At 50.0% G+C, this 23854-nt stretch carries 25 protein-coding genes; 8 read left to right on the top strand and 17 right to left on the bottom strand.

The window, feature by feature from the left end; all coding sequences use genetic code 11:
• Positions 1–40: 40 nt before the first annotated feature.
• Positions 41–1723 carry an alanine/glycine:cation symporter family protein gene (locus tag ACFSSA_RS09980; protein ID WP_386820300.1) on the bottom strand — a complete coding sequence of 561 codons (1683 nt, stop codon included), beginning with the start codon at positions 1721–1723 and terminating at the stop codon, positions 41–43.
• Between the two features lie 164 nt (positions 1724–1887).
• Here ACFSSA_RS09980 and ACFSSA_RS09975 point away from each other — a divergent pair, with 164 nt between their 5' ends.
• Entirely contained in the window at positions 1888–2778 is an 891-nt protein-coding gene (locus tag ACFSSA_RS09975; protein WP_386820299.1) for an endonuclease/exonuclease/phosphatase family protein, read from the top strand.
• Between the two features lie 10 nt (positions 2779–2788).
• On the opposite strand, the gene ACFSSA_RS09970 is transcribed toward ACFSSA_RS09975, so the two are convergent.
• Positions 2789–3514: an alpha/beta hydrolase family protein gene (locus tag ACFSSA_RS09970; protein WP_386820298.1), complete on the bottom strand. Its 726-nt coding sequence runs from the start codon at positions 3512–3514 to the stop codon at positions 2789–2791.
• A 19-nt stretch (positions 3515–3533) separates the two neighbouring features.
• A complete protein-coding gene (locus tag ACFSSA_RS09965) occupies positions 3534–4424 on the bottom strand; it encodes an NAD(P)-dependent oxidoreductase (RefSeq protein ID WP_386820297.1) in 891 nt (296 codons plus the stop codon).
• Positions 4425–4713: 289 nt separating this feature from the next.
• Between ACFSSA_RS09965 and ACFSSA_RS09960 the strand changes: the two genes are divergently transcribed.
• Entirely contained in the window at positions 4714–5025 is a 312-nt protein-coding gene (locus ACFSSA_RS09960; RefSeq protein ID WP_386820296.1) for a hypothetical protein, read from the top strand.
• A 25-nt stretch (positions 5026–5050) separates the two neighbouring features.
• Here ACFSSA_RS09960 and ACFSSA_RS09955 read toward each other — a convergent pair whose 3' ends face one another.
• From ACFSSA_RS09955 to ACFSSA_RS09945, 3 genes are all read right to left on the bottom strand, one after another.
• On the bottom strand, positions 5051–6001 hold the full coding sequence (locus ACFSSA_RS09955) for an alpha/beta fold hydrolase (protein ID WP_386820295.1): 951 nt from the start codon (positions 5999–6001) through the stop codon (positions 5051–5053).
• A gap of 68 nt (positions 6002–6069) precedes the next feature.
• Positions 6070–6393, bottom strand: coding sequence for a MarR family winged helix-turn-helix transcriptional regulator (locus ACFSSA_RS09950; protein ID WP_386820294.1), 324 nt, complete (start codon positions 6391–6393; stop codon positions 6070–6072).
• Between the two features lie 253 nt (positions 6394–6646).
• Positions 6647–7069: a GNAT family N-acetyltransferase gene (locus ACFSSA_RS09945; RefSeq protein ID WP_386820293.1), complete on the bottom strand. Its 423-nt coding sequence runs from the start codon at positions 7067–7069 to the stop codon at positions 6647–6649.
• Positions 7070–7318: 249 nt separating this feature from the next.
• On the opposite strand from ACFSSA_RS09945, the gene ACFSSA_RS09940 reads away from it, so the two are divergent.
• Both ACFSSA_RS09940 and ACFSSA_RS09935 read left to right on the top strand, forming a co-directional pair.
• Entirely contained in the window at positions 7319–8050 is a 732-nt protein-coding gene (locus ACFSSA_RS09940; RefSeq protein ID WP_386820292.1) for a sugar-binding domain-containing protein, read from the top strand.
• Complete coding sequence (locus ACFSSA_RS09935; RefSeq protein ID WP_386820291.1) at positions 7987–9231, top strand: glycoside hydrolase family 2 protein; 1245 nt, start codon at positions 7987–7989, stop codon at positions 9229–9231. Before ACFSSA_RS09940 ends, ACFSSA_RS09935 begins: the two co-directional genes overlap by 64 nt.
• Before the next feature lie 152 nt (positions 9232–9383).
• On the opposite strand, the gene ACFSSA_RS09930 is transcribed toward ACFSSA_RS09935, so the two are convergent.
• From ACFSSA_RS09930 to ACFSSA_RS09920, 3 genes are all read right to left on the bottom strand, one after another.
• Positions 9384–9722: a DMT family protein gene (locus tag ACFSSA_RS09930; RefSeq protein WP_386820290.1), complete on the bottom strand. Its 339-nt coding sequence runs from the start codon at positions 9720–9722 to the stop codon at positions 9384–9386.
• 99 nt (positions 9723–9821) lie between these two features.
• Complete coding sequence (locus ACFSSA_RS09925; protein WP_386820289.1) at positions 9822–10922, bottom strand: aminopeptidase; 1101 nt, start codon at positions 10920–10922, stop codon at positions 9822–9824.
• Positions 10923–11084: 162 nt separating this feature from the next.
• Positions 11085–12464 carry a tetratricopeptide repeat protein gene (locus ACFSSA_RS09920; protein ID WP_386820288.1) on the bottom strand — a complete coding sequence of 460 codons (1380 nt, stop codon included), beginning with the start codon at positions 12462–12464 and terminating at the stop codon, positions 11085–11087.
• 245 nt (positions 12465–12709) lie between these two features.
• Between ACFSSA_RS09920 and infA the strand changes: the two genes are divergently transcribed.
• Entirely contained in the window at positions 12710–13012 is a 303-nt protein-coding gene (infA, locus tag ACFSSA_RS09915; RefSeq protein WP_386820287.1) for a translation initiation factor IF-1, read from the top strand.
• 150 nt (positions 13013–13162) lie between these two features.
• Here the strand turns inward: infA and lgt are convergent, their stop codons facing one another.
• The 7 genes from lgt to ACFSSA_RS09880 form a co-directional block, all read right to left on the bottom strand.
• The gene (lgt, locus tag ACFSSA_RS09910) at positions 13163–14191 is read right to left on the bottom strand and encodes a prolipoprotein diacylglyceryl transferase (RefSeq protein ID WP_386820286.1); all 1029 of its coding nucleotides are present in this window, start codon (positions 14189–14191) and stop codon (positions 13163–13165) included.
• Positions 14192–14229: 38 nt separating this feature from the next.
• Complete coding sequence (locus ACFSSA_RS09905; RefSeq protein WP_386820285.1) at positions 14230–15660, bottom strand: hypothetical protein; 1431 nt, start codon at positions 15658–15660, stop codon at positions 14230–14232.
• Positions 15661–15743: 83 nt separating this feature from the next.
• Entirely contained in the window at positions 15744–16442 is a 699-nt protein-coding gene (locus ACFSSA_RS09900) for a hypothetical protein (RefSeq protein WP_386820284.1), read from the bottom strand.
• A 57-nt stretch (positions 16443–16499) separates the two neighbouring features.
• Positions 16500–16817 carry an FmdB family zinc ribbon protein gene (locus tag ACFSSA_RS09895; RefSeq protein WP_386820283.1) on the bottom strand — a complete coding sequence of 106 codons (318 nt, stop codon included), beginning with the start codon at positions 16815–16817 and terminating at the stop codon, positions 16500–16502.
• A gap of 35 nt (positions 16818–16852) precedes the next feature.
• Positions 16853–17128 (bottom strand): acylphosphatase, encoded by a 276-nt coding sequence (locus ACFSSA_RS09890; protein WP_386820282.1) that lies wholly within the window; start codon positions 17126–17128, stop codon positions 16853–16855.
• 127 nt (positions 17129–17255) lie between these two features.
• Positions 17256–18107, bottom strand: a complete 852-nt coding sequence (locus ACFSSA_RS09885; RefSeq protein ID WP_386820281.1) for a sigma-70 family RNA polymerase sigma factor — start codon at positions 18105–18107, stop codon at positions 17256–17258.
• A 307-nt stretch (positions 18108–18414) separates the two neighbouring features.
• The gene (locus ACFSSA_RS09880; protein WP_386820280.1) at positions 18415–18786 is read right to left on the bottom strand and encodes a hypothetical protein; all 372 of its coding nucleotides are present in this window, start codon (positions 18784–18786) and stop codon (positions 18415–18417) included.
• Positions 18787–18849: 63 nt separating this feature from the next.
• Here ACFSSA_RS09880 and ACFSSA_RS09875 point away from each other — a divergent pair, with 63 nt between their 5' ends.
• Together ACFSSA_RS09875 and ACFSSA_RS09870 are read left to right on the top strand one after the other, a co-directional pair.
• Positions 18850–19932, top strand: a complete 1083-nt coding sequence (locus tag ACFSSA_RS09875) for a mannose-1-phosphate guanylyltransferase (RefSeq protein ID WP_386820279.1) — start codon at positions 18850–18852, stop codon at positions 19930–19932.
• Between the two features lie 72 nt (positions 19933–20004).
• Positions 20005–21660 carry a hypothetical protein gene (locus ACFSSA_RS09870; RefSeq protein ID WP_386820278.1) on the top strand — a complete coding sequence of 552 codons (1656 nt, stop codon included), beginning with the start codon at positions 20005–20007 and terminating at the stop codon, positions 21658–21660.
• A gap of 16 nt (positions 21661–21676) precedes the next feature.
• Here ACFSSA_RS09870 and ACFSSA_RS09865 read toward each other — a convergent pair whose 3' ends face one another.
• Positions 21677–22537 (bottom strand): ion transporter, encoded by an 861-nt coding sequence (locus tag ACFSSA_RS09865; protein WP_386820277.1) that lies wholly within the window; start codon positions 22535–22537, stop codon positions 21677–21679.
• Positions 22538–22849: 312 nt separating this feature from the next.
• Here ACFSSA_RS09865 and ACFSSA_RS09860 point away from each other — a divergent pair, with 312 nt between their 5' ends.
• Positions 22850–23830, top strand: a complete 981-nt coding sequence (locus ACFSSA_RS09860; RefSeq protein WP_386820276.1) for an MDR family NADPH-dependent oxidoreductase — start codon at positions 22850–22852, stop codon at positions 23828–23830.
• Positions 23831–23854 lie beyond the last annotated feature (24 nt).

The following is a 23854-nucleotide window of genomic DNA, read 5'->3' as shown; positions in this document are numbered from 1 at the left end:
TTCCTGCCCTCAATTTTATCGAAACGTTAGAGATGACGTATCACTCCGCGTTTGCTTTCATCTCGGCTTCATCGAGCGAGTCTCCGGCATCCACGTTGCGTGTGAAAACCTGGAACCTGTAGAGCTCTTTCGCAACTACCGGCATGAGAAAATAAACGCCGATCAAGTTCGGGATACTCATCGCGAACAGCGATGCATCCGAGAAATCAATCGCACTGGACATAGAGGCAGCTGCGCCGGCTACGATCACACCGCAGAAGATCAGCTTGTAGGTAAGACCTACGAAATAGTTTTTCCCAAACAAATACTCCCATGCCTGCAAACCGTAGTAACTCCAGGTGATCAATGTGGAAAAAGCGAACAGCAGCACGCAGATGAAGAGCACATACTTGAAGCCGCCGTGCACAGTCTCGAACGCGGCAGAGGTCAGCCCAATGCCGAATGACGTGCTGTTGTTGGATGGGTTGCCGATTTCAAATGAATTCCCATTGATCAAAAAGTTTCCTGTATCGCTGTTGAAATGCATGGTCGTGACCAGGACCAACGAAGTCATCGTGCAGACCACGACGGTATCGATAAAAGGCTCCAGCAGAGCCACGATTCCTTCACTGGCGGGCATTCTGGATTTGGCTGCGGAGTGCGCTATCGGCGCGGAGCCAATACCGGCTTCGTTCGAGAAAGTCGCCCGTCTCATTCCCCAGATGAATGCGGCGAGAAAGCCACCTGTGACAGCGGCACGCGGCTTGAAGGCTTCCGCAAAGATTTCCTGGATTGCCACTGGGATGTGGGCTGCATTGACAATCAATACAACCAAGGCGCTTACGACGTAAACCACACACATCAGTGGGACGAGCTTCGAGGTAACACGTGCGATACTATTGATCCCGCCGATGATGACCAAGCCTGTGACAACCGCGATGATGAGCCCGAATATCCATTGTTTATCAGCAAAATAGCTACTTTCGCCGCCCGTGACATTGAGAAGCTGCGCGGTGGCTTGATTGATCTGGAAAACGTTTCCTCCGCCGAATGATGCAAAGATACAGAAAATAGCAAACAGCATGGCCAGCACTACTCCCACAGGCTTCAGCCCACGTTCGGCAAAGCCCTTCTTCAGATATTGCATTCCGCCCCCGCTGATATTTCCTTTTTTATCAATCTCCCGGTATTTCATTCCCAGCGTGCATTCGGCGAATTTTGTCGCCATCCCGAGAAAGCCACTTAGGAATAACCAGAAGGCAACGCCCGGCCCAGCCATTGAGATTCCAATCGCCACACCTGCGATATTGCCTAGTCCAACTGTCCCGGAAACAGCTGTAGCCAAAGCCTGGAAGTGAGTGATTTTCCCGGGATCGCTTTCATCACTGTATTTTCCCTTCACCGTCCGGAGCGCCAGGGAAAACGCCCGCAAGTTGATAAACTTGAACGCGACGGTCAGGATCATTCCGGCGATTGCCAACCAGAGAACCACCCATAATACATCATAACCTGCTATGGAAACTGAGGAGAAAATCGCACTAACAAACCAGCCTGTGGAGTTTTTGAAAAGATTATCGATTTTCTGATCAATTGTCAGAGAAGCATCTTCTTCCTGGACAACAATTTCCATTTCCTGCCGAACTTCCTCTCCCGGCGCCACGTCCTGACCGAACAACTCACCAAAACCAGTGAAAAAGCAGATAATTATGAGCAGCCATGGGAGAAAATTAGCACGTCGTGTCATCGCAGAGAACACTGGCAATCCGCGTGCCAGCCTGCAAGCCACAAAGCAATCGTGCGAGTTTCTATTACAAACACAAACCTATCGATTTGTGCATGAGTTCCGCAATGTTTAATTCTCGGCCTCAGCTGACTTCCTCTCTAGGTTCTCCCATCATTACAAATCCCATGTTCTTCAGCCGCCTGTCATCTCTGATTTTTTCCGCCTATAGTCTTCTATTCGGCCCGGGGCTGATTGCAAAAGATCTCACCGCCATGACCTGGAATATCGAATGGTTTCCCGGAGGACGTCCGAATGCCTCACCGCCGGAACGTGCGGAACAAATGCGACATGCCCAAGAGATTATCGCGAGCGAGTCTCCCGATATTCTACTTGCCCAGGAACTGACCGATAAGGCTGCCTTTTCTGAGCTCGCCGCCGCGGTGCCGGGTATGCGGATGCATGTGATGAGCCAGTTTCTCGAGCCGAATGGCCGAACTCCTTCACCCCAACAGTGTGGCATCGCATCTTCTCTACAATTGCATTCGGCATGGTTTGAGCAATTCAAGCCCACCGAAGCCATCCCCCATCTGCAACGCGGATTCGCGTTCGCAGCCCTTATCCATCCGGACGGCGGGCTAATTATGCTCTATTCCATCCATCTGAAGAGCAACCGGGGCGGCGACACCATGGAAGGAGCACTCCATATTGCTCAAAACCGCGCGGAAGCCGCCAGGCAGCTAGTCGCACATCAGCGAGAAATGAAGAAAAAGTTTTCCACCCACCAAATCAACGGCTGGATCATCGCGGGTGACTTCAACTCAAATCATGATGGTCAATTCCCGCACTGCACCGCCGTTTCCGATCTGGTGGCCGCGGGCTTCCACAACAGCTGGGAGAACGTGGCCAGAGATAAGCGACTCACGTGGCGAAATGCTCCCGACGACACTCGATTCCAGCCCACCACATTCGATTATATTTTGACATCCGGCTTCCGCAAAACGCCTGCACGAATGATCCCCGATGTGCCGGTTTCTGTTTCAGATCACGCACCTGTGGTCATTACTCTGGAAAAATGATCGTGATCCGTCACCCAAAGCTTTTGCGCAGCCAGCCATCGATTGCCTCGATAATTTGCGGATAGCTCTCTTCATCGAATGAATGTCCCGCATCGGGTATTTTCAGGAATTTTTTCTCACACTTCGCCGCAGCAAATACATCTTCGCTATCTTCAATCGGGACCACATCGTCAGCTGTCCCATGAATCAATAGCCATGGTTGTAAAATCCTCCCGGCCGCCGGCAAAACACTCCCGATATCTTTGAGATCATCCACAAATTTGCTGGATAGCGGGCAATTCTCATCTTCCCACATCACGCCCTTGTCAGGGATGACATCACCAAACTCCCGCTCAACGAATTTAGCCGTATGGGTCATTCCGGCAAGGGACACGAGCGATTGAATACACATTCCCTGTGCAGCGGTGAGCACGCCAACCGCGCCCCCCATACTATGCCCGATATAGGCGATCCTTTTCTCCGGTGGCACAGTTTTCAATACAGCCTTCAAATCATCGATCTCCTTGGTAATTGTGGAGTCCTCGAAGCGCCCCTCTGATCTCCCGTTGCCGGAAAAGGAAACCCGCACACAAGGCCAGCCTTTCAACGCCAAACCATCAGCCAACGCTTTCAGTAGAGGACGATCCTTGTTTCCTGTAACTCCGTGCCCCAGCACGACGAGAACCCCCTGATGAGTCCCTCCGTGGAAAGCAACGTCCAGCTGCTCTCCTGATGAATTGCTGATATGACTGTTCATTAATGTTACCGGTTTATATTTACTTTTTCCCGGCTCTTCCGGGGAATGTCAGCTCGGCAACAGCGGATTTATCCAGCTCTCCAAGCTCTAGATCAATCAATTTCCGGTATTGGGCTTCGGTCGCACGTGACAGCGGCACATCCACGCCCGCACCTTCAGCGATCTTGTTGGCAATTCCGCTATCTTTCGCAGCATGCGAAGAGGAAAAATAACACTCGTGCTCACGGGAAACCATATCGTCACCATCCGTTTCCAAAACCCGCGAATTTGCTCCGGTCTGCGAGAAAACTTCGCGCAACATATCGAGATCCAACCCCAGAGCGGCTCCCAGGCCAAGGCCTTCTGCTAATGCGGCGGTATTGATATTCATCACCATATTCACCAATGCCTTGAACTTTGCCGCATCACCGACAGCGCCGACAAACTTCAGAGATGATGAGATATCTTCCAGCAGCTTCTTGTTTGAGTCGAAAACAGCTTTTTCCCCTCCCACCATCAGATACAGCGTGCCGTCGCGTGCCTGGGTTATTGAAGAGGCCATACTCGCCGCCAACGTATTCGCCCCCGCTTTATCGGCAGCTTCCGCAGCCACTTGCTGGGATTCCGGGCTCACGGTCGCACAATTGATAAACGTTCTCCCCTCCGCCCCGACCAGCAGCGAATCTTCGCCAGTGAAAATTTCGCGCATGGAAGCGTCGTCCGTGACCACCGTGAAAATCACGTCGCTTGCAGCAGTCACCTCGGACAAACGGGCAGCGGCCGATGCGCCAAGTTCATTTGAAAGCTCCTCCGCCAATGGCTGGTGATGATCATACACCGCTGCAATCGTGTAGCCTTGATCGGAAAGACGACGTGCCATATTGGCCCCCATTCTCCCGACTCCTACGAAACCAATTTTCGGTTTATTCATATGGCGCTAGGCTCCACCATCATCTCTGGCCGTTCAATTGAAAAACAACCAGATCATTGCATCCGTCCTTCTAAATTCTAACGCATCATCACATTGATTACATTTTCCAACTTTTCGCTACAAAAAATTTAATACAATAAATACAAATTTTATTCACTTGTAATAATAGACAAACGGATCGTCCGGCTCTCCGCTCCAGCGCGGGCGACAGCCGACGGAAGGAGAACCTTGATATCATCCTAGCAACTGCGAAAATACCTTCCGAAACAGTCGATCGAAACCTCACTCCATGACAACCCAAGAAATCCAACAATATGTCGATACAGCAATTCGCAATAATTTTAGAGACTACATAGCGGAATCCGGAGAGATGATGACGAGTGCCGGAGGAGACGGTCGTTTCCTGGGAAAAGTTGTTGCCACCAGATATTCAGGCCTTCCCAATGGGCTCGACCTCTATCTTGCCATTGGCCGGACGGAAAAGGATGTGCAAATCATTAAACTCGGCGACTCCGAGTGCTTGAAGCCTAGCACATCGGAGCTGGACTTACTAATCCTCAAAGAGCTTGGAATCGGCACTGACAAAACCGATAACATGTAACTTCTTTGCTATACACAAAGACCTGTCAATCAACGTCATTGTCATTCATAAACGCGCGTATTTTGCGGATGATAGAATCGCCTTCTTCTTCCAGAGCGAAGTGACCCGTATCGAGAATATGATAATCTACCTCGTTTAAATCACGTTTGTAAGCTTCGGCGCCAGCCTCAGGGAAAAAGGCATCATTTTTTCCCCAGACGATTAGCGTCTGCGGCTGGTGTTCACGCAAATATTTCTGCCATTTCGGGTAAAGTTTTACGTTATTACGGTAATCATAGAAGAGCCCTAGCTGGATTTCCTTTTGGCCATGACGGGTAATTCTTTGGGTATCAATAATCCAGTTATCCGGATTGATTGATTCAGGATTTTTTGTTCCGTGAACGTATTGCCATTCCATCCCCTCCAAAGAGAACACTTGCTCCGCAATTTTCTCTCCGAGTTCGGGACTATGATTTTCCCAGTAATCAAAAATGGGTCCCCACCCTTCTCTGCCCAAACCTTCTTCGTAGGCATTGCCATTCATAATCACAAATCCGTTCACACGCTCCGGATGGGCGGTTGCGATCCGAAACCCGATCGGTGCTCCGTAATCATGTATCATCAGGGTATATTCGGTAATCCTTTTCTGCTCCAAAAACGTATCTACTACTTCTGCCAGGCGATCAAAGGTATAGGTGAATTCCTCAGCCCCCGGCGCACTGCTCATTCCGAATCCAGGGTAATCTGGCGCGATCAGATGATATTCATCTTTCAAACCATCCAGCACTTTACGATACATCTGCGATGAGGTCGGAAAACCGTGTAAAAGCACAAGAGTGGGTCTGTCTGGATTACCTGCTTCACGATAGAAGATATCTAAACCATCCACCTTCTCCCGGGCATATCGGATCTCTGATTGGGCTGAAGCGGTTATTGTCAGGCTAGCGCTGGTTGTGAGGGCAATCGCATTTTTCATTAGTTCATATTTTATTTTCATAGATTTACTTGATTGGGCACGCAACTTTATAGTCTTAAAATCTTTTCCTGTTCGATTTTCTTCCCCTCCTAATTCTTCAAGGTCCCACGCACTGCGCAAAGATCGCCCACTAATTGATCGAAACGCTCCTCTCCCAATGAGTCGATCATTTTTTGCCGAAGAGTATCCATCGTCTTCTTTATCCGTCGGTATTCGAGTCTTCCCTCATCTGTGACATATACCTCGGAGCTACGCCCCATGCCATTTTTCGCGACCAAATTTTTTCTCACCAGCGCATCGATCAACCGGTTCACCGTCGAGGCATCCAGATCAAGATAATCTCCGTAGTCCTTTTGCTGCATTCCACTGTTCTCTACCATTGCGAAAAGCAAATAGCCGTGAGATGGAGACAAGCCCAATTTAGCGAATTCCAATTTCCATATTTCCGTAATAGATCGCGTCAAAGAAGACAGGTTAAAATACAGGCAGCCATCGAACATGAAGCGATGGTAACCCTACTTGCTTGCGCATACAAGTAGATTTTTTGGCATATTTCCCATCTCTCCCCTCGCCGTGAAGGATCCAGCGCTACTCCCTCTCCTGGTCCCTGTGCCCCAGCGATTTTATCTGCATTGATACAGTTTCCTTTCTCGAGCACTCTCGTGCCTATCTCAACAAACCCTTTAAGATTGTGAAACGTAAGTGACGCCGCATTGGGAAGAAAATATTAATCTCTGCTGTTAGTTGCGTGATCTGCCGATCCATCGACCATTTGAACAGATGACTATATAGCAAACGTCCGATACCGAGCCCCCGCCTATTCTCATCAACTACAATCCGGTCAATATAGATGAAATTTCTCAACCGACTCCCAAACCATCGGTAAATTCCATCCTCATGAGGATTGCCATCACGGATCGCCATTATGAAACCAACGATTTCTCCTTCAATCTCAACGACAGTCGCGTAAGCGCGCATCGACAACAAAGTCAGATATTTCGATGGATCCATCGGGCTGGTAACGCTTGCAGCATTTGCATTCAGACGCAGAATTCCAGCAGAATCGTCAGTTGTCTCTGCGCGGAGCACGGGCATCAGTTGGCACTGTTCATCCCAGAGGTAAAGTTACGAGCTCTCCAGGCGAAGCTCCAAATCTCACCGAGGACTGCTTTCGCAAGGCGATTCAAAGACCCCTCTGAACTGATCCCGTGACGGGAGCCGCGATGAGACTAAACACTGTGAAAGATCTATCTTTTATCTAACGTAGGACCCTCTACTGCTTTGCAAACAATTAACGTTTAGCTATTCGACTAGGCCTTTTTTTTCCATCTACAAACAATGAAACCCGCAAAATTCAAAACAAACCGCACAATAAAGCGGCTTAGAAGTAGTTCCTCTCTCGCCAGGCTTTTAACGGCATTGGTTTCTTTATCAGCAGGAATTGCAAGTCCGCTAGCTCATGGGGAACAAAACGCGGAATGGGAGCCAGCGCCTGCGAGTATTTCCTCAAGATGGGGAGAAGACGTCACCCCTGAAAATGTATGGGAAGAGTATCCCCGCCCACAGTTGGTGAGGGATGGCTGGAAGAATTTGAACGGGCTTTGGAACTATAAAATCGGAGCGATAGAAACGACCGAGCAACCGAAAACGTGGGACGGAAAAATTTTGGTCCCCTTTGCTCTGGAAAGTTCCCTCTCTGGTGTTGGCAAGCGTCTAGATGGAAAGGAGGCGTTATGGTATCAAAAAACTTTTGAGTATGGAGCCGTTTCCGGACGCCTGCTTCTGAACTTCGAAGCTGTCGATCACACTTCAACGATCTGGGTCAACGGACAGGAGATCGGAAAAAACGTCGGCGGTAATCTGCCGTTTAGCCTGGATATCACAGAAGCGGTGAAAAAAGGCTCAAACGAGATCGTCCTCCGGGTCGAAGATTCACAAGCGACCGCGGCAAATACCAATTACGGGGCAAACAGATCCGGAAAGGTGACAAGATCTGGTATACTCCAGTGTCTGGAATCTGGCAAACCGTGTGGCTGGAAGAGGTGCCTACCACACATATACAGTCTCTGAAGATCGATACTCAAATCGACCCGGCAATCGTCAGCGTAAAAGCAAATGTAACTGGACGGACAATTGCCGGCCAGACCATCCGGGTCACAATCAAAAATGGCGATAGGGTTTTAGGAACTGCGCGCGGCCGCCAGATTGCGTTTCTCACAGTTCCGGATGCGGAATATTGGTCACCGCAAAATCCGAAGCTCTATGACCTCGTCGTTGAGCTGTTGGATATCAAGGGAGATCCTATCGACACCGTAAAAAGCTATACAGGCATTCGCGAAGTCGGGGAAAAAATTGGTAAGCATGGAAATCCGGTTTTCACCCTCAATGGAGAGGAAATCTTTCACTGGGGTCCGCTGGATCAAGGCTGGTGGCCGGGTGGTCTACTCACTCCTCCCAGTGACGAGGCAATGCGCTTTGACATCGATTATTTGAAAGCGGCCGGCTTCAATATGATCCGAAAACATATCAAAGTAGAGCCACATCGCTACTACGCCTACTGTGATCAGGTCGGGATGCTTGTCTGGCAGGATCAGGTTTCAGGCGGAAGTTACGATGCTTGGCCTAAGGATTGGGCGAAACTTAACGAAAACAAATCGGTGCCTGACGCGGAATGGCCAAAGTGGGCCCATGATCAATTCATGGCGGAACTCAAAGGCATGGTGGATATTCTTCATAATCACCCATCTATTGTCTGCTGGGTGCCTTTCAACGAACGGTGGGGTCAGCACAATACCGAGAGCGTGGGGCGCTGGATCGTTGATTACGACCCCACCCGACACATCAATATTGCATCAGGAGGCAACTTCTTTCCCATCGGGGACATTGCAGATGCTCACTCCTATCCTGATCCCAAATTCCCGATTGATGATCCTCGTTACGCGAATTATATCAAAGTCGTGGGAGAGTTCGGTGGTCACGGATACCCGGTGGAGGGTCACAAGTGGAAGAAAGATGCCGGAAACTGGGGCTATGGAGGGCTCCCAAAAAATGAGGAAGAATTCAAACAGCGCCTGTGGAAATCCTTCAACCTCCTAAACGAACTTAGAATAAAAGGATTGGCAGGGGCGGTATATACCCAGACCACCGATGTAGAGACCGAGATCAACGGATTGATCACCTACGATCGTAAGGTCATCAAGGTTCCAGCTACAGAAATGGCCGCCGAGAGTGCCAAACTTTTAGGCAAGTAAATTATTACACAATCACGATTCGGTGCCGGTTACCTTCAGGTATCGAATCGATGAAATTGGAGAATTTCCCGGATTCAGTTTTTCGAACTGTGGGAGATCCCATCTTCGCATTGGCAAAGGTCGAGCGGTTTCGGCAGATCGGTCTATCTATCTTACGATTTAAAGATAAAATAAACCGCTCCAGCGAGACACAGACCGGCATAGGCATAATTCCAGGATATCGGCTCTTTCATGTATAGAATCCCAAAAGGGACAAATACTGAAAGACTGATCACTTCCTGAATGATTTTTAGCTGCGGCAAAGTGAGTGCCCCGTATCCAATACGATTTGCTGGAACTTGCAGCGCGTATTCGAAGAAGGCTATCCCCCAGCTCAAAACGATCGCGACAATCAATGGTTTTGACGCACTGTTCCTAAGGTGCGCATACCATGCGAACGTCATAAAAACGTTTGAGAGAACCAACAGGAGGATAGTCTTAGCTACAGACATTCTTGGCACCGGATTTACCGATACAACTAAACGCTCCGCACAAACTTTCCAGCGATTATCGCAGAGGGGATCAGTCCTTCTTTGGGGTGGCAATCAATGCTAGCTATTTAGCTTTGCTAAACTTTTGGGAATAAATATCCCGTCTTTCCGGATCAGCTTCCCATCGAAATAAATTTCGCCACCACCGTAATCCTTGCGCTGTATGTTGACCATGTCCCAATGGATTTGAGATTGGTTGCCGTTATCCGCTATTTCGTAGGCTTGTCCCGGAGTGAAGTGGAACGAGCCGGCAATTTTCTCGTCGAAGAGAATGTCCCGCATGGGCTCTCGGATGATCGGATGGAATCCGAGGGCAAATTCGCCGATGTAACGGGCTCCTGGATCGGTATCGAGAATACGGTTCAATTCTTTCGTTTTTGCACCGGCCTCCGCTTTTACGATTCTTCCCTCTTTGAACTCCAGGCGAATCGCGTCGAAAGCGATACCTTGATAAATAGTTGGCGCGTTATGCGTGACATATCCTTCGACAGAGCTCTTTACTGGAGCGGTAAAAACCTCTCCGTCCGGAATATTATAATTACCTCCGCAAATGATAGCCGGAATGTCCTTAATCGAAAATCTGAGATCGGTCCCCGGACCGGTGATATGCACTTCGTCGGTTTTTTCCATCAACCGTTTGAGTGCATTCATCGCCGGTATGAGAGCTTTGTAATCCAACAGGCATACATCGAAATAAAAATCCTCAAACGCCTCCGTGCTCATGCTCGCCTGTTGTGCCATTGACGCGGTAGGCCAGCGGAGCACACACCACTTGGTCTTCTTTACCCTGTGATCTATCACCGGACGGAGAAATTTCATCGCCGTCTGCATCGCATCCTGCGGGACATCCGATGTCTCGGAAATATTGTGACTGCCACGCAGGGCAATATAGGCGTCCATATCTTGCATCTCCGTAAGAAGATGGCTAGCCATGGTTTCATATTGCTCCGCGTTCGCACCTTTTAGCATTTCCCTGGAAATACGGGATTGGTGGATGCGGACAAAAGGTATCGCTTTTTTCCGTCTGACTTCCCTTATGAGCGCAAGGCCCATGGAGTCTGGCACATCATAGAGATCCAACAGGATCTTTTCGCCTTTTTTAAGATTTGTGGAGTAACCTACCAACTGCTTGGCAAGGGCATCGATTCGCGGGTCATGCATGCCTGTATTTAGATGCGGATGGAAAATCTTTAAACAGCAAACTTTCGTCCGTCCGCTTTCATTGATGGAAGGCCGGGCTTATCTGTCTCGAAAAGCAAAAAGCCCGAGGCACTCGATGTGCCCCGGACTATCTGAGTCATATGGTTGTGAACCTTCCGGCTCTTACGTATAGGAAGATTCCACACGCTGAGCTACATCGCGGTAGCCGTAATCCACCTCGTAAATTTGTTTGAAGCTATCGAGAGCAGCCGCCTTATCCTCCATTTCTGTGTGGATAAGCCCTTTCTCATACAGAACTTCTTTTTTGATACCATCCATCGTGTGCAGGTCCGCCAATGCGTCCGAAAGTTGCTTGATGGCGATATCATACATATTCTTCGCACGGAAGGTGCGGCCGAGAAGAAGTAGCACCTTGGTGCGGATGTGAGGATTCCGAGTGGCTTGCTGAAGATGTGGGATGGCAGCGGTGTAATCTCCAACCAGATAATAAGCATTACCCAATTCGTAACGAAGTTGGGGATCGGTCGGGTTTTGATCGACACGTCTTTTGGCTTCCTCAACCTGATCATTGAGACGGATTTTGCGGCGCTCTCCAAGCTGCTCCTTCAGCTCGGCATTATCAGGATCCGCGGCAAGCGCATTTTCCAGCGCAACAAGCTCGGCTTCCAAAGCACGGTCTCGCATCGCGGAAGATTTGGTCTCCAGCGCTACGTCACCATTACTAAGCGAGTGGGCCCAATGGAAGAAAGTGTGTGCGTTTGCCCAGTCCTCGAGTTGTTCATAAATACCCGCAAGTTCTTTGGACGCAGCGAGATTATTCGGATCGGCATTGTATTTCTCGATGGCCTTGTCACGGCGGGCTTCAAGTTGCTCGCGGGTCAATCCGGTGCGGCCGGCTTTTTCGAGTTCTTCGTTCTGCTCGGAATCTCTCATGAGATCCTTCATGCTGGTATTTTCGTCCCAGCGCTGTTTCTGCATCGAGGCACGGGCAGAAGCATCCTTGGCCCCTTTGACCGCCACGGAGTCATTCGGGACCTGCTTGATGATATCATTATAGACTTCAGCAGCTTCCGTCGACATCTCACGTGAGAGGTAGAATTCCGCGAGTTTGTGGAGAAGTTTTACATTTTCCGGATTGTGCTTACGGATCGTTTCCAAAGCAAAGGCCGCAGTGCCGAACAGCTCCAGCTTGCAGGCACAATCGAAGAGCACTTCGTTCGCACTATCGCTGAGAGGATCTTTCTCGAGCTCTTTTTCAATCAACGGAAGAGCTGCAGCGGGATCCTTCTTCGCCTGATTGGCAAGTTTCATATTTCCTCCGGAAAGGCCAAAAAGTCCTTTTTTCTTACCCCCCGCACCATGCAGCTGAATTGCGCATTTACGGAGGATTTCTCTTCCTTCGAGGAAGCCCGGAGCATCTTTGAGGATCGCTTGCAGCAAGCTAATCGCATATTCAAAGTTATTCATCTGGACGGCGCTGAGGGCTTTTAGCCAAAGCGGCCGGATGTTTGCCGGAAGGTCTTTTTCAGTGATTTCTGCCATGGTAGGATTGGTTTTTTAAACGTTGGATTTTTTGATACTTAATTGATCTATGGAGAAATTGGCCGCTTAAGGCGCACTTGGCAAGCATCTGCTTAATCAAACATCAGCGACCCCGCACCTGGAGGCAGCCAACCCGGAGTTTACGCCAGAGCTGTGGATCCCTGCGGTTTTTAAGATTGAAATCCAGCCAAAGACATGTTATCTAATCTCTGCGGGCAATCACCTTTTGCTCTGCGAACCTCATTATGCCTCCTAGAAATTCAAATCGCCGCCGTCCACGTGGACGTAATCGCAACAGAAATTTTGGTCCCAAGAAAAACGCCGATCCCAATGATGAGGAAAAGGCAGTAGAAGTCGAGGGAGAGATTTCCTCGGTTCTCGCGGGAACCATGTTCCGTGTAAAACTGGCAAGCGGGCACGAGGTTCTCGCTCATATTTCAGGAAAAATGCGGAAGCGCTTTATTCGTCTTGTAGTGGGTGACCGTGTAAAAATGGAAATGTCTCCCTACGATCTGACGAAGGCACGTATCGTCTTCCGTCTGGGCTGAGAGATCAATCCTCGTCCAATTTTAAAGCTGATTCGTTCAGTTCGAGTTTAGAAAAAAGCCAGCTGGTTCTCCCACGCCGGCTTTTTTTGTAGCTGATTTGCCAGGATCATTCTCAGCATTTCCATACCCGACCTTTCATTTTTTCACGCCTTATACAGCACTCTTATCGCGCCTCCATCCCCGCCAGGCAAAGACCAGAAACGCAGCGGAAAATAGATACATGAACAAGGAAAGGAACTGCCCCTGGGTTAACATCCCTTCAATTACCCAAGCCGCATCCGGCTCCCTGAATTGCTCTGCGAATATGCGGAATGATGCGTAGAGCCCGAAGAATAACCCGGTGAGAAGTCCATTGGGAGCCTTCGGGAATTTGATTCTAATCACCCATAGAATCGAAAAAAGCAGAGCTCCTTCAAGAAGCCCCTCATAAAGCTGGGAAGGATGACGTGGATCGAGAAAGGGTTCGATCGCCTTGTTCACCAGATCGGAATTACGATTCGATTCCAGAAGACTCTGGAAAAATGCAAACTGTTGATCCTGCGGCGCGACGGTTTGAGAAATATCGGAAAGTCTCGCTGCAAAACCAGGATCCGCGCTGGCAGCAGCAGCGAGAGCGTCATTGAAGCGCTCAGATTCGGGGGCATTACCATCAAAGAACGCGGTTGGAAACTTGACCGCCCATGCTACGTGATTTGCGACACGGCCATACAATTCACCGTTGATAAAATTTGCGAGCCGACCGCACATCAAGCCTATGGGTGCGACAACGCAAAGACCATCTCCCAAGCCGGTCCAGCTGACTTTGTGCTTTCTCGCATAGAAAAACGTAAAAATAACCAGACCCAGGATGCCTCCGTGACTGGCCATTCCCCCTTCCCACACCCGCAGAATGACCAAAGGATCGCTGAGTACGCTATTCCAACCATCACGGGGAATCTGATAGAAAAGAATATAGCCTAGTCTTCCACCAAGAAAGACCCCGAGTAGTGCGGCTGCCGCGATAAAGTCCGCGGTCTTCTCCGGCGGGAGCACCCAGAGCTTTCTCTCTGCCAGATGTTTGAGCAAAAGATAGCCCCCAAGGAAACCTGCGAGATAGGCTAGTCCATACCAACGCAAGGCGATACCTTCTGAAAGCTGGAAAATAATAGGATTGAACTGATGAACGTAAGTGGCGAACACGGCGGGAGCTTGCACGTGGAAACCGAAACGTCCAACTCTCAAAATGGCGGCATGCTATCATTTATGGAAAATGGGTCCCGACGCTTTTCCGGAACGTGGAAAAGCGGATCCAGCCTATCCAGATATTCGGAAATCCTGTCACGCCGGAAGTTCGGTTGTGACTTGAGACGGGCTTTGAGATTCAGGTAATCATTGAAAACACCGCTCGTTTCCCTCGCCCGCGTGATCTCAAACCAATCCAGAAAGTCCCTCGCCAGATCGGCTTTGGCAATCATCGTTTGGCGGGTCTCGGCCAGCATATTCAGCGAGCTGGTTAGACTTTTTGTTTCTCCTTTCACAAAATCAGTCAGCAGCGATTGATACTCCAGCAATAACATCCGATAGGAAGGAAAGCACCGGTAGCTCAATCGCAAGAGATCATCCTGTGCCAATCTCACAGCATCAATTCGCTGCCCCTCCTCCAGTGCGGCTATATGAGTCCAATCGGTAAGAGGCACTTCCTGCATGGCTCCCTCGTCATCCCGATAGCGCAAGCGTAGAGCCTCATTCAGAGCACGTTCGGTCTGAGCGACTGTCATGGCTTCTGTCAGCGGGGCGGTTCCTTTGTTCGCAAGCTGCAGAGCCCACCATTTGGCCAGGCTGGTTTCGGAGAGATTTAGCTCCGGGAAATGGATCCGAAGCAGGGACGGCATTTCCCCTTGGAAAGAGGGCACGGCTTTGAGAAATTCACGGATTCCCGTTTTTCCATCAGGTTGCTCCAGAAGAGCCATCACCAAAGCGCCGGAAGAAACCCTGAATGCGGCACGCGATGCAGCATCAATCGAAGAATACTCCGATTCGCCCAAGCCGAACAAATCATCGATTTTGAAAAGTCCCCCATGCTGGAACAGTGCATCGTAGAGTTTTCGATCGGTTTGCTTGAGACGCCACGCATTTGCCTCCAGAAGCCCTTCAACCAGCCAAGGCGGGACCGATAATGGGACCTCCGCATTGACCGATTCCACATCGCTCACGCCGCGAGCATAAATCAGCGAAGACATTACCGAGCGCTTATAGGGCTCCCGCTGTAATCCACGACTGAGATTCACCATAATGCGCATCTCGTAGCCTTTTCCACTATACCAGATATCCTGCACGGTAGAACGCATCGGCACGGGATCGCCTACCTCACCAATGAGTTTTATGACGACTGGCACCTTCCATTCGTCTTTTTCCTCAAGAAGACGTAAAAATTCCTCTTTTGTCTCCTCGGCGAGGTTTGCGGCTGTGCCTCTGTCCGCAGAATTACCGCCAGAAATCTTGAATTGCCCGGTATGACTTATAACCGTGCCGTCGCCGTCAAATTTCGGCAGCAAATCCTCTACCGACACCGCCCGTGGAGCCGGTTGATCGTCAAGATCCTCCTGCGCACTCAACGAAAGAGTGCCGAGCAATAGAAGAAGAACCGGAATTTGCTTCACTAGGGTCATTTTACCACGAGTGCAATCATCCGCCATCTTGAAATATATCAATTTCCAGCCTGAATTCTTCCGGCAACGGATAACATGGAAACCTAAAACGAGTTTCCTCCCACCTCCACCGTCGGACGGCGAGGATCAAGAACCAACCGTTTGTCCTGAATCTCTATATGAGCCATGCGGTTGAAACCCAATTCAATTTCGTCCTCAAAAATCGAGGCGATTTTCTTGAAATCAGACATTACCAAAATCAAGAAGCCCTGAGGCACCGGGAGTTTCCCGAACCGTCCACCCATCGTAGGCTTCGGGACGAGTTCATGAAACCCTCCGCCATGAAGATGAATCTGGGTGCTGATACCCTTTTGGGATTCCGATTGCTCAATCTGCACAAACATGGAGGTCGTGAATGGATAGCCGTGGATTTCCCGTTCAATCACAACCTCGGCAACGCCTGTTTTCAATCGGATGCAGACATTTTTAATAGATACCCATGGAGCAAGCTCTCCCCCCTGGCTAGCGATCAGCTCTCTACTCAGCCATTGATTGATTTCAGACTCCGAAAGCGTAACCGAATAGCTGCCCTCAATGGATTTCTGCAAAACGGTTTTGATATCACGAGGTGGGCTGGCAGCAGTCGTCGTTGTTTGGCCCAACCCACCTACCTCGGATAAATCCTGAGGCTGCGAGATAAAATACAGCGCAACTCCGAGGCCCACGACAACAAGGAAGACCACAAAGCTCATGAGCCTGCCAATGCATCCACCTTTGCTTTTTTTCTTATCGTCGCTTGCCATGGGGCACGGGTTTTATGCGCTTTGAATGGAGTTTGAAAGAATCGAATCCAAAGAAATTCACTTCTTGGATTCGCCTGAGGGCTTGTTGGTGGGAGAGTCAGATTTCGTCGCCACACTATCACTCTTCACCGTGGCAGCTTCGGCCTTAGGAGCTGTCCCATCAGCTTTCGCGGCATTTTTATAAGACGAGGAACGATAATCTGTCTGATAAAATCCAGAGCCTTTGAAAATGATACCACCGCCGGTTCCCAGCAGGCGCTTCACTTTCCCATCGCATTCCGGCTGCGGACAATCTGTCAGCTTGTCGTCTTTCATACTTTGGAAAACCTCAAATTGTTTTCCACATTCCAGGCATTCGTAATCGTAGTTTGGCATTTTCGTATTTGAAATTTCGGCGTTCAGATAAGCCGTTAAGAAACAATAGTGAAGCCTTTCAAATCTGGCAATGGGTCAATTTCTTCCTCGGTCACACTTTTAATATGATGGGAAACAGCCGACTCTTTGCTCAGGGTCATGATAAAATCTGCAACTTCTGCCCTCTCCCCGGACACGATCAGTTCCACAGTGCCATCTGCAAGATTTCTTACAGTTCCCAACACATCAAAGCCGCGGGCGAGATCTTTCGTCGTATACCGGAAGCCGACTCCCTGGACCTTGCCCTCGAAAATAACACGCTTTGTTTGCATGGGATGAGCTTGGAAATATCCAAGGGATTTTCAAAGATAGTTTTTGGGACGGTGTCGTTATCAAAAAATTACAGCAGAAGACATCAAGTCCCCTGCTGTAATGGAATGCTATCACTCTTGCCGTGCTTTATGCCAAGCCGCTGACAGGTTTTGGAAGTGGTTTTTCTTTCTTACGGAGTGCTTTGCGCATTTTCGTAAGAGCGGAATTTTGCAACTGACGGATACGTTCACGCGTCACTCCAAACTCGCGGCCAACTTCTTCCAGCGTGAGAGGTTTTTTACCATTGAGACCGAAGCGCTCATCGATGATCCGCCGCTCGCGGTCGTCCAGAACGGAGAGCAAACCATCAATCTCACCATGTAGGTTCTTGTCAGCAAGCATGTCCAACGGATTCTCGGCGCGGTCATCGCTGATGATTTCACCATACTCGGTGGATTCGCCATCGTTGATCGGTGCGTCCAAAGAAGTCGGGCGCTGCGATGCCTGTTTAAGCATCGCGAGCTTGCGCCGAGGAAGACCTACCTCATCAGCGAGTTCTTCATCCGTAGGCTCACGTCCAAGCGCTTCTGCCAGCATCGATGAAATCCTCCGCATTTTGGCAATTTTATCGACCATATGAACCGGAAGACGAATTGTTTTGGATTGATTGGCCAAGGCGCGTTTGATGGATTGTTTAATCCACCAAGCTGCATAAGTGGAAAGTTTGCCACCTTTTTCCGGATCAAACCGCTCCACAGCCTTCATCAGTCCAATATTTCCTTCGGAGATAAGATCGGTCACCGGCAATCCATAGTTTGAGTAATCCTGGGCGATTTTAACAACCAGGCGGAGGTTGGCGCGGATCATGTGCGCACGTGCTTCGCTATCTCCCTGCTTGATACGCTCGGCGAGCTCGATTTCCTCTGCAATCGTGAGCAATGGTGTCTTGGAAATTTCCCGGAGGTAGAGTTTGAGACTGGAGTCAGATTCGTAGGACATGGTGTTTCTAGGTTAAAGTTGATCTACTAAATTAGCGTCACCACCGGATTGATTATTCCTTTTTTCGTTGAACTCGCAGTTTGCCACTACGAGAGTTTCCTTATTTGGCTGATGACACCAAATACCGAGCAAGGAATATGCCGCGAACACCAGGCACAAAAAAACCCTTGCAGAACAAGGGTTTCGAATAATTCCGCATCTTTTACATGCGCTATTCCGGCACGGCTGACCGTGCAAAAATGGCACAACATTGCAAAATGCCTGCTACAAAATCGTCATTAAATCATAAGACAGGATTTTGAGAAAATCAAATTACTCCTTGTTCGCGGAGTTCATTCTCGACCTCATCGTGTGAAGGCGTTCCGATCCCGATATCACGGATCTTCTGGATTTTTCGACGGACACCAAACTTGCTTCGCGGCCCGGTGATCAGACTGGTGACACCATCAATCGCAAATGGAAGGAGGGCCGCGACGCCCAAGATGCCGAGAGAAATTCCCACCCCTCGGCGGGCATTTCCATGCATCAAATCTCCCACAAGAAGTCCTGCGGAAGCTCCAAGAATTACCGGTGCTGCGAGGGCGCTGCCCTCTACCCAAACTGGGGTCGTTTCTACATGCTCATCTGCCATGCAGCAAAGGTAGACACTCCGCGGGCGCTCGACAACATCAGAAAGCATTCAAGTAAAAGTTACAATATTGTCTCTTTCCCATTTACTCATAATGGTTAGTCTCGCGCCGCTATGCCTTCTCCTGAAAATACTTATGCCTTAATTCTTGCCGGTGGCTCCGGCACCCGTTTTTGGCCTCTCAGCCGTAACGATAAGCCAAAACAGCTTCTCGATCTCTTCGGCAACGGAACTCTTCTCGAACAAACCATCGACCGTCTCGAAGGAATGGTTCCCATGGAAAATATCCTCATACTTACAAATGCGCTCCAGGTTGATGCTGTGCGGAAAATTGCCAGCAAGCTCCCGGCCGAAAATGTTTATGCGGAGCCTGCAAAGCGCGATACAGCTCCAGCCGTCGCATTGGGTATAGGTCTTATCGCCGCGCGGAATCCGGATGCGGTGATGATGGTCCTTCCAGCCGATCAGCTCATCAAGGATCGCAACGCATATCAAGCTGTCATGACCGATGCTCTGAACGTAGCGGAAAAATCCGATGGTCTTGTCACCATCGGAATCCGCCCGACCTGGCCCTGCCCTTCCTATGGTTATATCGAGCGCGGCGATCGTGCTTCCATCCCAGGCCTCACTTGTGAGCACCCACCCTTTGAAGTCTCGCGTTTCCGCGAAAAACCGAATCCAGAGCTAGCCGAGCAGTTTCTCAATGCCGGCGGGTTTTCCTGGAACGCGGGAATGTTTGTTTGGTCTCTGCCGACAGTCATCAAACAACTTGCCTCCCACTCTCCCGAGCTTGCGCGTTTTGTTTCCGAGCTCCGCGCAAGCAGTGATCTTGACGCTACTGTCTCCGCCCAATTCCCGAAACTGACCCCGATCTCCATCGACTACGCGCTGATGGAAACGGCGGATCGCGTGCTCAATATCGAGGCGACTTTCGATTGGGACGATGTAGGATCATGGGTTTCCATCGCAAAGTATCTTTCGGACAGCGGCTCCAACAACCGCACCAACCAGCCGATTTCGCAGATCGACTCGGAAAATAACATCGTTTTCAATGCGACTGATGGAACTCATATCGCCCTTCTCGGAGTAGATGATTTGATAGTGGTTAAAACCGGAGACTCCATTCTAATCGCAAACCGCCATCAGGCGGATGCCATTAAAAAACTCTCTGATCTGCTGCCACAGCACCTGCTGTAACAGCTCATCAATCATAATATATCAGCGAGTCGCTGACTTGCGCCATTTGTATCCAGCGTTCATGATGCTGGTATGCGATGCCTGCTGTTTGCGTTTTTTCTCGTTTTCCAATTCAGTCGGCTTTTCGCCCAGGAACAAAATTCTCCGGGCGAAAAGCCAGTGACTGAGCAGAAGCTCGATTCGCTGAAAACGATTGCGGATCCTCTGGCAGTCTCGCTCAAAGAGCTCGAGAAACTGCAGACCGAACTGAAGCAAGCGCAGACTGAAGATGCCAAAGAAGAGATCCAGACACGCTTGGATGCCGAGCGTGAGCGCGTCCGCCAGCTCCGCGACAACTTCCGCAATATACTGGGTGGTTCTGAAGCTGCCGAGTATGAAGGCGAGCCGGAAGCCGGTGCCACAATTCAAGAACAGATCAGTGATCTTGTTCAGCCGGTCCTTAGCGAATTAAGGGAAGCTACGTCCCAGCCCCGCGAGCTGGATGCATTGAAAAAGTCCCTTGTCACGTGGCAGGAAAGACAGAGGAAGACAAATACGGTTCTGGCACGGATCGATAAGCTCATTGAAAAAACCACCGATCCGGCAATTAGCTCAGAGCTTTCATCGGCCCGCAGATTATGGGCAAGCCGGCAGGCTGAAGCTACCAGCCAGATCGCGGTTATCACCGTCCGTATTGACGAGCGCAACCAGGAGAGACGGTCATTATGGGAAACACTCTCCAGCGGTTTCAGTAGATTTTTCAAGAGCAAGGGGATGAACCTCCTGATGGCTTTTCTAGCAGCAGGCATCGGCTTCGTTCTCACTCGGAAAATTTACGCATGGCTACGTCATGTCAGTCCCGTCCACAAAAAGGACAAACATAATTTCACCACTAGAATATCGGATGTTCTGGCGATGGGTATAGCCATCTTGGTCGCGATTGCCGGGATTGTCATCGTATTCTATGCACGCGGAGACTGGCTTTTGCTGACCTTGGTCGTCATTTTTCTCGTCGGAGTGGTGTGGACTGGAAAAAACGCCATCCCTCCCTATCTGGAGCAGATTCGGATGATTTTGAATTTGGGATCCGTCCGGGAAGGCGAACGCGTGATCTATGACGGACTTCCCTGGAAGGTATCCTCCCTGGGCTTTTTCACGACGTTTACCAATCCTAACCTCCAGGGTGGACTCCTCCGCATACCAATCAAAGATGTCATGGGCATGATCTCCAGGCCTATCGAGCCAAAGGAAAGTTGGTTTCCCACCTCTGTCGATGATTGGGTTCTGCTTTCGGACAACACTTACGGAAAGATGATCACGCAAACCGCGGAGCAAGTCGTCGTCCTACGCCTTGGAGGTAGCTACAAGACCTATCCCACATCGGAATTTCTAGCAGCAATCCCTGAGAACCTTTCCCACGGCTTTCGCCTTTCGGTCGGCTTCGGCATTGATTATATACACCAGAAGGAGTCCACCGGCAGTATTCTTGAAACGCTCAATGGCTATCTGAACTCCGCATTGCTCAAAGAACTTGGCCGCGACGCCATCCGCTCCGTGAAAGTCGAGTTTGCCTCGGCCGCAGCCTCCTCGCTCGATTATGAAATCATCGCAGACTTCGATGGCTCGTGCGCCCATCGATACAACTATTTACGGAGAAGGCTCCAGAGTATCTGTGTTGATGCCTGCAACGAAAATGGATGGGTCATTCCGTTCACTCAAATCACCGTCCATCAGGCGGAGGCACAATAAGCGAGCTGCAATGTTCTCAATGGGTGGAGAGAGCACACCCGCAATGCTTGCAAAAATTCGCGCCCGGATCATGTCCGGTCCAACCACATTGCTTGCACTTCCGATGATCCATTCGGAGCATTTCCCGCTCTCTACCAATCTCGGCGGTAACGATTCCAGCAGGAACCGCGATGATTGAGAACCCGCTGAGCATAATGAGAGAGGAAAGAACCTTTCCCGCAACGGTCATCGGTGCGACATCGCCATAACCCACCGTTGTCACTGTCACGATCGCCCAGTAGATCGCCTGGGGAATTGAGCTGAAGCCCGGATTATAGGCCCCTTCGATCAAATACATCAAGGTTCCCTCTATCGAGACGAGCGTTAGGATGAAAAAGAGAAAGACCGAGATCTTCGGACTACTGGCTCTCAAAGCGTTCAGCAAAACATTCGCCTGGCCAAAATGGTGCGCCATTTTGAGAATCCTGAACATTCTCAGCAACCGGAGAATGCGGATGATCATGAAATATTGGCTCGCCGGGAGAAAAATTGCCACATAGGTCGGCAATATGGACAATAAATCCACGATTCCGAAAAAGCTCAGAGCATAGTTGCGCTTCTTACGCACTACACACATCCGGATAATGTATTCCACCGTGAAGATCAGTGTGAAAATCCATTCCAGAACCGAAAATAGCACCTGGTGCCGGATTTTCAGCGCTTCCACGCTATCCAGCATGACAACCAGCACACTGGAGCCAATCAGCACCAGAAGGACGATATCAAACCATTGCCCGGCCTTGGTATCGGAAAGGAAAATGATACGCCAGATTCGCTCTCGGAGCTTCGGCTCAATCGCCTGCCCCTCACGATTCGTTCCACTAGGTTTATCCTCCATATCTCGGTGGACAACTTAGCGGGAAAGCTCTTTGTAGGTCGAGTTTCGAATAACCACCCAGAGCAGATGCATCAGATCCATCTGAGAAAGCACACTTCCTCTTCTCTCAACAGAAATCCGCGGATTCAGAAGTCTGACAAATTCAGATTTCTCAAACAATCATCCCGATCACTTTGACGACCGTATAGATAAAGACCACAATGAGGGCGAGAAGGAAGATTTTGATCGAAACCTCGATAGAAGAACGTGTCATGACGGAGTCGGAGTAACTCTTCCCTTCCCTCTAGCCAAGAAAAATCAATCAACATCAATATGCACAGCACACGACTAATTTTCAAACAACATGGCAATCCGGCAGACGTATTGGAGCTGGAAGAGTTTACAGTCCCTCCACTTGAAGAGGGCGAGGTATTGCTTTCCATCAATGCCGCACCGGTAAACCCGGCCGATCTGAACTATATTGAAGGGACCTATGGTATAAAGCCCTCACTGCCGGCAACGGCGGGCATCGAATGCTTCGCTACAATCCTGGAAAGCCGCTCACCGGACTTCAAGCCGGGTGAAAGCGTGATTCCGCTGGGGAAGATTGGAGGCTGGGCCAGCCATGCGGTCACCACTGCGGACAATCTTGTCCGCCTGCCAGCAGGCTTGGATCCGCTGCAAGCCGCTATACTAAAGGTCAACCCGGCAACGGCTTGGTTGCTTCTCAACCATTTCACCACGCTCAATCCGGGTGATTGGGTCACCTTTAACGCCGCCAACTCGGGGGTCGGCCAGTGTGTGATCCAACTGGCAGCCAGCATGGGGATCAAAACTTTGTGTTTTCTGAGAAATGAAGCCCTCATCAGCGAGCTTGCGGAACTCGGCGCAACAGCGGTTTTTCCCGATACCCATGAGGGCTACACCTCGGCCCGCGAGCTACTGGGCAAAAAACGCACCAAGCTGGCATTCAACGCGGTGGGCGGCGATAGCGCATTGCGCTTGATCAAATTACTCGCCGAGGGCGGAACCCATATTACTTACGGAGCGATGGGAAGGAAGCCTCTCACAGTCCCCAATGGCCCACTGATTTTTAATGATATTATTCTCCGCGGCCTGTGGGTTACCAAATGGATGGATAAAGCTAAAAAGTCAGAGCTTCAGCAGGTCTATGCGGATCTTGCGAAACGCCTGGCAGAGGGCTCGCTCAAGCAAAACGTGGATTTCTGCTACACTCTGGACGATTTTCCACAGGCATTGGAGCGCTTGGATTCGGCAGAACGAAAAGGCAAAATTCTTTTCTCAAATCTATGAGTTATCAACTCACCAGCACTTAAT

It is taken from the genome of Luteolibacter algae (assembly GCF_042683045.1).
Taxonomy (GTDB): Bacteria; Verrucomicrobiota; Verrucomicrobiia; order Verrucomicrobiales; family Akkermansiaceae; genus Luteolibacter; species Luteolibacter algae.
This window is presented reverse-complemented; position numbering and strand designations above follow the sequence as displayed.

Bases quoted from the DNA above. Each gene is read 5' to 3' on its own strand.
- ACFSSA_RS09885 (WP_386820281.1), bottom strand. From the start codon at position 18,107: ATGTCCTACGAATCTGACTCCAGTCTCAAACTCTACCTCCGGGAAATT.
- ACFSSA_RS09875 (WP_386820279.1), top strand. From the start codon at position 18,850: ATGCCTTCTCCTGAAAATACTTATGCCTTAATTCTTGCCGGTGGCTCC.
- ACFSSA_RS09895 (WP_386820283.1), bottom strand. From the start codon at position 16,817: ATGCCAAACTACGATTACGAATGCCTGGAATGTGGAAAACAATTTGAG.
- ACFSSA_RS09900 (WP_386820284.1), bottom strand. From the start codon at position 16,442: ATGGCAAGCGACGATAAGAAAAAAAGCAAAGGTGGATGCATTGGCAGG.
- ACFSSA_RS09925 (WP_386820289.1), bottom strand. From the start codon at position 10,922: ATGCATGACCCGCGAATCGATGCCCTTGCCAAGCAGTTGGTAGGTTAC.
- ACFSSA_RS09890 (WP_386820282.1), bottom strand. From the start codon at position 17,128: ATGCAAACAAAGCGTGTTATTTTCGAGGGCAAGGTCCAGGGAGTCGGC.
- ACFSSA_RS09955 (WP_386820295.1), bottom strand. From the start codon at position 6,001: ATGAAAATAAAATATGAACTAATGAAAAATGCGATTGCCCTCACAACC.
- ACFSSA_RS09980 (WP_386820300.1), bottom strand. From the start codon at position 1,723: ATGACACGACGTGCTAATTTTCTCCCATGGCTGCTCATAATTATCTGC.
- ACFSSA_RS09920 (WP_386820288.1), bottom strand. From the start codon at position 12,464: ATGGCAGAAATCACTGAAAAAGACCTTCCGGCAAACATCCGGCCGCTT.
- ACFSSA_RS09970 (WP_386820298.1), bottom strand. From the start codon at position 3,514: ATGAACAGTCATATCAGCAATTCATCAGGAGAGCAGCTGGACGTTGCT.
- ACFSSA_RS09940 (WP_386820292.1), top strand. From the start codon at position 7,319: ATGAAACCCGCAAAATTCAAAACAAACCGCACAATAAAGCGGCTTAGA.
- ACFSSA_RS09930 (WP_386820290.1), bottom strand. From the start codon at position 9,722: ATGTCTGTAGCTAAGACTATCCTCCTGTTGGTTCTCTCAAACGTTTTT.
- ACFSSA_RS09905 (WP_386820285.1), bottom strand. From the start codon at position 15,660: ATGACCCTAGTGAAGCAAATTCCGGTTCTTCTTCTATTGCTCGGCACT.
- ACFSSA_RS09960 (WP_386820296.1), top strand. From the start codon at position 4,714: ATGACAACCCAAGAAATCCAACAATATGTCGATACAGCAATTCGCAAT.
- ACFSSA_RS09975 (WP_386820299.1), top strand. From the start codon at position 1,888: ATGTTCTTCAGCCGCCTGTCATCTCTGATTTTTTCCGCCTATAGTCTT.
- ACFSSA_RS09880 (WP_386820280.1), bottom strand. From the start codon at position 18,786: ATGCTTTCTGATGTTGTCGAGCGCCCGCGGAGTGTCTACCTTTGCTGC.
- ACFSSA_RS09865 (WP_386820277.1), bottom strand. From the start codon at position 22,537: ATGGAGGATAAACCTAGTGGAACGAATCGTGAGGGGCAGGCGATTGAG.
- infA (WP_386820287.1), top strand. From the start codon at position 12,710: ATGCCTCCTAGAAATTCAAATCGCCGCCGTCCACGTGGACGTAATCGC.
- ACFSSA_RS09870 (WP_386820278.1), top strand. From the start codon at position 20,005: ATGCGATGCCTGCTGTTTGCGTTTTTTCTCGTTTTCCAATTCAGTCGG.
- ACFSSA_RS09965 (WP_386820297.1), bottom strand. From the start codon at position 4,424: ATGAATAAACCGAAAATTGGTTTCGTAGGAGTCGGGAGAATGGGGGCC.
- ACFSSA_RS09860 (WP_386820276.1), top strand. From the start codon at position 22,850: ATGCACAGCACACGACTAATTTTCAAACAACATGGCAATCCGGCAGAC.